Origin of the sequence: Tannerella forsythia, from assembly GCF_003860135.1 — a bacterium.
Lineage (GTDB): Bacteria > Bacteroidota > Bacteroidia > Bacteroidales > Tannerellaceae > Tannerella > Tannerella forsythia_A.
Genome location: NZ_RQYN01000139.1, coordinates 1 through 699 on the forward strand (window position 1 = coordinate 1; position 699 = coordinate 699).

At 40.8% G+C, this 699-nt stretch carries 1 protein-coding gene; it reads right to left on the reverse strand.

Annotated features, from left to right (window positions below; all coding sequences use genetic code 11):
- Window positions 1-37 precede the first annotated feature (37 nt).
- On the reverse strand, window positions 38-658 hold the full coding sequence (locus EII41_RS13670; RefSeq protein WP_124791012.1) for a hypothetical protein: 621 nt from the start codon (window positions 656-658) through the stop codon (window positions 38-40).
- Window positions 659-699 lie beyond the last annotated feature (41 nt).

The window sequence follows — 699 nt, forward strand, 5'->3', positions numbered from 1 at the left end:
TATGATAGAAAAATCCCTAAAATTACTTTTTCTAAAACTAAACAATGAAATAGCTATATATATTTAACAATACCGCAATTTGGTTTATTGTTGTCTTTCCACTTATAGCTATCGTTGTAGGTCTTTTATAATCATTCAATCCTCCTCCCGATGTTTTTGGTGTTCCTCTGCTAGCCCATGTACCATCATTTTTAACCACAGTACCAGCAGTCTGAACTAATGAGACACCATCATCCGCTCCTCCTAATTGATTTGATGTATACGGATCACTTGTGCCACCAGATACAGGACCATGAATATGAGCAGCATTACATGGATTTGAATTATAGTTAGGGACAGGATTTGGTCCATTCCAATTAATGCCCCCACCATCCCAAGCAGGCCATGGATCCACTGGACACCGCCCATTACCATTACCACTCCAGGAACCTGTCCATACATTTGTATAATCATCATACCTACCTCCGGCATTGTATGAATGAATAACGATATTCCCGGCACCAGTAATATTTCCGGGGTTTCCGTGTCCGAAAATCTGGATTTCAGCATTAGTCCATGTTCCTCCTCCAGGAAAAACCACCTGTCCAGCTTCAAGTCTTGCACTTTCTCCGGCACCAAAAATATTTTGGGTCTGTGTTGAATCGTGTGGGTAACCCATAAATCAGGATCCGGAAAAAAGTTGTATAATTGCATTCATGG